6 protein-coding genes are annotated in these 7,217 nt (G+C 33.4%); 4 read left to right on the plus strand and 2 right to left on the minus strand.

The genetic code is table 11. From position 1 onward, the window contains the following. Positions 1–138: 138 nt before the first annotated feature. Complete coding sequence (locus ACQKIM_RS23025; RefSeq protein WP_427548455.1) at positions 139–1,434, minus strand: hypothetical protein; 1,296 nt, start codon at positions 1,432–1,434, stop codon at positions 139–141. Between the two features lie 264 nt (positions 1,435–1,698). Here ACQKIM_RS23025 and ACQKIM_RS23030 point away from each other — a divergent pair, with 264 nt between their 5' ends. The 3 genes from ACQKIM_RS23030 (at position 1,699) to ACQKIM_RS23040 (ending at position 4,632) form a co-directional block, all read left to right on the plus strand. Then, positions 1,699–2,985 carry an MFS transporter gene (locus ACQKIM_RS23030; protein WP_427548457.1) on the plus strand — a complete coding sequence of 429 codons (1,287 nt, stop codon included), beginning with the start codon at positions 1,699–1,701 and terminating at the stop codon, positions 2,983–2,985. Positions 2,986–3,004: 19 nt separating this feature from the next. Continuing rightward, a complete protein-coding gene (locus ACQKIM_RS23035; RefSeq protein WP_427548459.1) occupies positions 3,005–4,069 on the plus strand; it encodes a C45 family autoproteolytic acyltransferase/hydolase in 1,065 nt (354 codons plus the stop codon). Between the two features lie 446 nt (positions 4,070–4,515). Beyond that, positions 4,516–4,632 (plus strand): IS3 family transposase, encoded by a 117-nt coding sequence (locus ACQKIM_RS23040; RefSeq protein WP_427548465.1) that lies wholly within the window; start codon positions 4,516–4,518, stop codon positions 4,630–4,632. Positions 4,633–5,062: 430 nt separating this feature from the next. Here the strand turns inward: ACQKIM_RS23040 and ACQKIM_RS23045 are convergent, their stop codons facing one another. After that, complete coding sequence (locus ACQKIM_RS23045; protein WP_427548461.1) at positions 5,063–5,944, minus strand: LysR family transcriptional regulator; 882 nt, start codon at positions 5,942–5,944, stop codon at positions 5,063–5,065. A gap of 119 nt (positions 5,945–6,063) precedes the next feature. Between ACQKIM_RS23045 and ACQKIM_RS23050 the strand changes: the two genes are divergently transcribed. Beyond that, positions 6,064–6,825 carry an NAD-dependent epimerase/dehydratase family protein gene (locus ACQKIM_RS23050; protein ID WP_427548463.1) on the plus strand — a complete coding sequence of 254 codons (762 nt, stop codon included), beginning with the start codon at positions 6,064–6,066 and terminating at the stop codon, positions 6,823–6,825. Positions 6,826–7,217: the final 392 nt, after the last annotated feature.

Raw genomic sequence — 7,217 nt, forward strand, 5'->3', positions numbered from 1 at the left:
ATATATCTATCAACGGCTACTTTCATACGATTCAATAAAAATATTACAAAGGGAACACTTTAATATAAACTAAGGTTTGCACAAAAAAGCACCTCCTCTTTTATATGTCAATGCATACAAAATGGAGAGATGCTTATATTAAAACGTAATTTCGTAAATTTTCTTTGGTCTGCCTCGAGAATGTGGACTTTCTGTACGAAGGACTCGAACATAACCAAATTGTTCTAAGGCTGTAATAATTCTCTGTGTACTCCTTGGCAATATTTGCAGAAAATTACTTAACTCTTTGACCGTAAATTCATTCTTATTATGAACTTCTACAAAGTTAGCTACCTTACTAATCGTTATAATATTTAAGGAGGTTTCATCACTGATTTTTTGCCATTTTTGGTTGTTAACTGAATATATTCGTTTATCCTTCGTATTCAGTGGACCGATTAAGCGACCATCATTGAGTAGTGCCATCCATGTACCTTTCTTAGTTTCGTTTGCATGTATTAATGCGTTTATTGCATTTAACTCAGCTTCATATACAGAAAAGCCGACACCAATTCCACACGTAATATTTTGAATATCTATACCATCTAAATCAATATCAGGAATATTTTCAAATTCATCCGTTAGCTCTTCAAAAATTCCTTTTGTTGTAAAAATTAAAAATCTACCCATTCCTCCATTTTTTAAAGAGCCATTTAATTTTTTTGCATATTTAAGTAAATTTGTGGTGATTTTCATTTCCAAATTTAAAAACTCATCTGCAAAATATAAATTTTTAGGAATTTTATTTTCTAAATCAAATTCAATAATTTGTACAGCTATTTGTGCTTTTTGTGATTTTTCTAATTCAAAATTAAGCATTAGTGTATTTAATTTATTATTAATCGCTGATTTAGTAGGTAATACTTGAAATGTTGGAATCTTTAATGTCTGTAGTTTAGAGACGATTTGAGGAATACAAGTTACAACACCTCTAACATGCTTTTTTTGAAATTCATTTTGGTGGAAATTAATATAATCCTCTAATTCTAAGTTTTCGTTAAATGGTTTAATGGATATAGGCTTATCTTGTATATTTACTTCTCGTAATATATTCGTAAGATCCGACACAGATATAGAGTCAAAGCTTAAATCATTAATTTTTAAATTATTTGTATAGGATGCTTTTAACAACGTTTGATGAATCGAAGAACCTGTATATTCGATATAAAAAGTAGGTTTACTTAAAGAGACTTGTTTAGTAATAATCGAATACGATACCAAGCCTGAAAATAACCACAAATCAATTTCCCTTTCTTTATTCCTTAAGTATTCCCCATCACTTCCTATTTCCGGTGTCCAGTAAAATTTAATAGGTTTGAAGTAGCCATTTTCTATGGCAACTTCATATATTTTATCGACCATATCTCTTGAACCAAAGACGCCTAAAGTAATCATAATGTGAATGTGTCCTTTCGGTATAAACTCTAACATTACTGTAATTATAGCTCATATAGATAGCAAAGAACACATCGGAAACCCTCTTAATAGGCTGTTTAAAATCCATCCTACTCGTTCGTTGACATAACGAATGAGTGTTTTTTGTGTATGCGTTAATAAACGAGGGATTTTCCAATAGTCTGAAAATTTTTATTGACAACATTATTTGTATTTCATATATTAATGTCATGACCATTAATCAACCAAAAAGGAGGAGTATGTTTGGAGAAAAAGACAAATATTCGATGGTGGGTAGGCATTTTTTTATTAATTGCAACAACTATCAACTACTTGGATCGTTCAGTAATGGGAATTGCAGGACCATCAATGATGGAGGATTTATCAATAAATGCAACACAGTTTGGGATTTTATCATCAGCATTCTTTTGGTCATATGCTTTAATGCAGCTACCAGTTGGGGCGATAGTCGATAAATTGGGAACTAAATTGGCATACATTATTGCAATCATTTGGTGGTCTATCGCAACGATTTTAACTGGATCATTGCGTTCATTTGGTGCTTTAATTGGTGCAAGGATATTAATGGGGGTTGGAGAAGCACCTTCTTTCCCTACAAACACTAAGGTTATTTCTGATTGGTTCCCTTCTCATGAAAGAGGGATTGCCAATTCATTATTAACGACAGGAATTGCATGTGGCGCAGGTATTTTCACACCGATTCTTGCTGTTATTATCAATAGCTATGGCTGGCAATACGCCTTTTATTTATGTGGTTTGCTAGGAATTATTTTTGCCATTGCATGGGGACTATTCTATAAAAAACATCCATCCGAGCATCCAAAGGTGAATAAAGCCGAACTAGAGCATATTTTAGCAGGCTCTGCTACACAAGAAACAGCTGTGGAAGCAGACGGCCCCAAAGTAAAATGGTCTTCTTTATTAAAATATAAAACAGTATGGTACTTGTACTTCGGCTACTTTGCGCAAAACTATATTTTATATTTAATGCTTACCTGGTTACCTACGTATTTAGTTGTAGAAAGAGATATGTCATTGTTAAAAGCAGGATTTAACGCAGTAATTCCATGGGTTGTAACGACAATTGGTGCATTATTAGGTGGAAAGCTTTCTGATTACTTTATCCAAAAAGGAATGTCACCTTTAATTGCAAGACGTACTGTTATGGCCATCGGAATGGCTTTATCCACAACGATTATTTTCGCTGCTTTTGTAGAAAGTGCAGTTGCAGCGCTAGTATGGATTTCTATCTCATTAGGTGGCGCAGCATTGGCTGGAGCGTGTGTATGGGCAACGGTTGCCGATATCGCGCCAAAAAATTTAGTCGGAACGATGGCAGGTGTGCAAGGGTTCTTTGGTAATATTGCAGGATGGGTAGCACCAATACTAACAGGTTATCTACTAGTTCAATCGGGTAACTTTATTGCTCCATTAGTGGTTGCTGGTATTGTCGCTGGTCTTGCAGCCATTCTGTATGCATTTGCTATTAACAATAAATCGGTTAATCAGCTTCAAAGATTATTTGATTAATAAAGTGGGAGAAATGATAATGCCAAAAATAAAACATATTAAAGTATCTGGAACAGCTTACGAATGTGGACATCAACTCGGTATTGAAGCTAAGGAAGAAATTCGTAAAACAATTAAAGCATATAAAAAAATTTTTCAAACCTTTAACAAAAATGATTGGACTTTTGCCCAGCAAGAGGCTGAAAAGTATTTACCTTGGATTCAACAATATGACCAAACACTTGTGGAAGAAATGCAAGGAATTAGTGATGGTGCCGACGTACCGTTCCTTGATATTGTGGCAATTAATGCTCGGAGTGAAATTATGTCAACGAATGATGGATGTACTTCTTTGGTCGCGGTTCCCCCAAGTACTGATGGTCACAAGACAATAGTAGGACAAAATTGGGACTGGCTAACATCAATAAAGGGATGTTTAATTGTTGTGGAAATCCGGCAAACAAATCGTCCCCAAATTTTAATGTGTACGGAAGCAGGTATTATCGGCAAAATTGGCATGAATAATAAGGGTATTGGTGTATGTTTAAACTTTTTAAGTGAAGAAAGACAACAATATGGTGTACCTGTACATGTTATTTTACGTGGTATTTTAAATAGTGAGCTATACTCACAAGCAGTTGGACAAATTTCTAGATTGCCACGCGGGACGGCAGCAAATTATTTAATTGCCTCTAAAGAGGGCGAAGCATTAAGCGTTGAAAGTACATGCAATGACTATGATGCAATTTATCCAAATCAAGACATCATTACACATTCAAATCATTTTTATGGGCCTAAGTCCATTCTTATTAAAGATACATCTCGCTATAAATTCCCAGATACACATTTCCGCAATGGACGTGCCGAGAAATTATTGCGAATCGACTATGGACAAATTAACGAACAATCCTTTAAACGTGTGCTGTCTGATCATGTGAATTATCCAGATAGCATTTGTCGTCACGGCGAAACATTAGCTCCGATGTTAGGGAGAGAAGTTCCATCTGATACATTGTTTTCAATTATTATGAATCTAAGTGAACTTCGTTTAGAAATCGCGTTTGGTCAACCATGCTGTGCCCCTTTTAGCACATTTTCATTATAACTACCCAAATGAAATCTCCATGGAGCGAGTAAATCGCCATGGAGTTATTTCTATAATTTGCATAAAAATACTGGTAAATTACCAATCCTTGTTCACTATAGAATTGATCACAAGGCTTGTAAATATCCCCTATCCCTCTATAAACGAGGTTTAAGTACTTTTATTAGAGAGCGCTCTATATATTGCTAATAAAAAATTCACATCAGAAAACTGCGAGAAATCAATTTTAAAAACGTTGATTTCTCGTGGTTTTTAAGGGTTTTGACTGGTTATATCCCAGCCCCTTAATATAATTCCTAATCTATCATTTATCTCCAACTGATTTTAATAAATTCACTAGAAGCCAAATATCATCACTCTATGAATAATCAATGCTTCCTCTTTTCATAATTTTTTCAGTTTTTGATTCTTTTAATGGATAGGTTTTCCCTTCGGCATCAGAATTTCTGTACACGACTACGTTTAAGAACTATGAAGAATTCAAAAAAGCGTTAGTAGACTATATCCACTATTACAATCATGGAACAGATAAAAATAAAACTCAACGGAAAAAGCTCAGTTAGTTTCGAAAGGTTTCTTAAAAAGTTCAAATTTTTGGGGTCAGATCACATTTCAGGTATTAAGACCTCAAAACCTGGTCGTTATAATTTCTAGCACCATGACCCGGCTGTTCGCTCAGGCCGTGTTTGATGATAATAGAAAGGTTTCATCGTTGTAGATAACACCCCATTTAAAAATTATGATTTCCAAAAGTCCGTTATCGTTTATGAAAATTAAACATCTACATCAAATTGTAACTATTTAATCATGCACTCCTATTCCTTATTTTTTCGCAAAGATTTTTTCAGGAATTTAACCTTAAAAAACGAGGACGAATAAGTGGTATTATAAAGCTTTTATACGGTGTGAAACACAAATTTACTTGTTATCCTAATTTTATTAGTTATTTAAAGGCTCACTACTGTAACAAACTTACAAAATTATTTAATTTAATCAACTATAGCCCAGCTTTTTTACCCAATTCTCAGTAATCTCAGTGAATTTTTTAACTGCAGGTGAAATTGGCATTCTAATCGCTAATCCAATCGTTCGTGTTTGCGCTATTTCAAGTGGGATAACCTTGATGGAATTTAATCCTTTAGGGATAATCATTTCTGGTAAAATACTTATACCTAAATTATTCTCAACCATCGAAAAAATAGAATTTTCGTTCATATTTTCGAATCGAATATTTGGCTCAATGTTGTTTTCTTTAAAAAATAAATGTATATCTTCAAAGCATTGATAAGTTGGCATAATGAAGGGGGCATTTTCTATATCTTCCACCGATAGATGTTTGTTACTGTGTAAGGGTGATTGCTCTGATACTACACATAAAAGTGGCTCAGTTTTTAACTCTACAATATCGAAAGAATGTAATGAGGTTGATTGGTTATTAACAAAACCACAATCTATTTCACTATCTAGTAACCATTTTTCTATTTCAGCATAGTTTCCTTCTATTAGTTTTATTTCTATATCAGGATATTTCTCCTCCATTTCCTTGATAATATAAGGAATCCAGTTTGTAGATATGCTACTAAATATCCCTACCTTTACTGTTCCTTTATTCAAGCCGTTAATGGCGTTTACTTCCTGTTTTAACATATCGTTATAATAAAGAATCTCTCGAATAGTGATTAATAAATCCTTTCCATTCTGAGTTAACTTTATTGCTGAGTTATTACGAATAAATAGAGGAAAGTTAAACTCTTTTTCTAAACTAGTAATGGCATGACTTACAGCAGATTGCGTTAGTCCTAATTCTTCCGCAGTTTTTGTAAAGCTATTTACCTCTGCTGCTTTACTAAAAATTTCATACTTAACTAAACTCATCGTTGACCCCCCTGAATTATTTTCATGTACTTCATTATAATTATTCGCTGTACTAATGACAAACATGTACTTATAATCAGGATTACATTTAACAAATGATTAAAAGGAGCTGAATTGTGGTGCAAAAAATTTTAATTACAGGAGCGGCTGGGAAGATTGGTCGTCATATAACCAATACTTTAATGAAACAAACAAGCTTTCAATTAAGATTGGCAGATATTAATTTATTACCTTTAGAAAAATTTAAGGAATCGTCACAACATGAAGTTATTTATCTAGATGTATCTAGTTTAGAAGAATGCCAGGAAGCATGTAAAAACATAGATATTGTTATCCATTTAGCAGGAGATCCTTCTCCAAATGCAGATTTTTATAGTTCTTTATTAGAGAATACTATTAAAGGTTCATATAATATCTTTAAAGCCGCATCGGATAACGGTGTATCTAGGGTCGTAGCTGCTTCCAGTGCTCAAACAGTTGAAGGATATCCACTAGACTTCCAGGTAACCGATTCTTCACCTGTTAGACCAAAGAATATGTATGGAGTTAGCAAATGTTTTGTGGAAGCACTAGCATCATATTTCGCTTATGAAAAACAGTTACAAAGTATCACTATCCGTATTGGTGCTTATGACGATTACAAATCTGAGGGCCAGCCACTTTCAGCTAGAGATATGAGTGCGTATATAAGTCCAGAAGATTTTAGTGATCTTCTCCTTAAAACGATTACTGCTAAAAACCTACCTCCCTTCTCTATCTTACATGGTATATCTGATAATCGTTTTAAACGTTTAAATATTGAAGAGACAAAAAGATTAGTAGAATATACTCCGTATTCAGATGCGTTTAAATTGTGCGGAATTCAGTTATTTGACCGTTAAACAAATATATAACATATTTAAAAGGAGAATTTCTGTGAAAAGCCTAACAAAAAACGCCAAAAAGAAAAAGATTAATCATTCAACTAAAAGGAAAAAAACTTTTAAAGATTACTGGAATGAAATTATTAAAGCCCTCATTGTTACTAAGTAAATTTTTTAGCGAGTTTGATTTAATCATTTAATATCTCCTAAGTAAAATGTTCTATTTTCAATTTCCAGAATTTTCACTCAATTGATTTGTTTTTAGAAATGGCAATTAGCTAAAGTGAAAGAGCGTGTTTTAAAAAACACGCTCCACATAGTGTTGAAAAATTAAATAGTCAAGGGACTCTTTGTGAATATTTAGTCAAAATGAAGGTGATTTCCGTTCCAGGCTACTCGCTTTCCTGTGG

The organism is Lysinibacillus sp. NPDC047702 (assembly GCF_050272555.1).
Taxonomy (GTDB): Bacteria; Bacillota; Bacilli; order Bacillales_A; family Planococcaceae; genus Lysinibacillus.

What these genes read in the sequence shown, in the direction of transcription:
- ACQKIM_RS23025 (WP_427548455.1), bottom strand. Translation starts at nt 1,434, where the DNA reads ATGATTACTTTAGGCGTCTTTGGTTCAAGAGATATGGTCGATAAAATA.
- ACQKIM_RS23035 (WP_427548459.1), top strand. Translation starts at nt 3,005, where the DNA reads ATGCCAAAAATAAAACATATTAAAGTATCTGGAACAGCTTACGAATGT.
- ACQKIM_RS23045 (WP_427548461.1), bottom strand. Translation starts at nt 5,944, where the DNA reads ATGAGTTTAGTTAAGTATGAAATTTTTAGTAAAGCAGCAGAGGTAAAT.